We start from the raw sequence: 243 nt of genomic DNA, 5'->3' as shown, positions 1-243 counted from the left end.
GACTACTAGGGTATCTAATCCCATTTGCTACCCATGCCTTCGTCTCTCAACGTCAGTAATAACCAGATAGTCGCCTTCGCCACTGAAATTCCTTCTAATGTCATTGGATTTCATCCCTACATTAGAAATTCTACTATCCCCTTTAATACTCTAGCAAAGAACGTTTTGTCAGTTTTTTAAGGTTATGCCTTAATCTTTACCCAACAACTAATCTTGCCGTCTACAGACACTTTACGCCTAGTC

General features: G+C 39.9%; 1 rRNA gene. It reads right to left on the bottom strand.

Features of this window, described 5'->3' with window-relative positions:
* A 16S ribosomal RNA gene (locus tag ACTHSL_RS14095) occupies positions 1-242 on the bottom strand; the annotation flags it as partial.
* Position 243: the final 1 nt, after the last annotated feature.

Source organism: Neisseria sp. P0008.S010 (genome assembly GCF_051962715.1).
GTDB lineage: Bacteria > Pseudomonadota > Gammaproteobacteria > Burkholderiales > Neisseriaceae > Neisseria > Neisseria elongata.
This window is presented reverse-complemented; position numbering and strand designations above follow the sequence as displayed.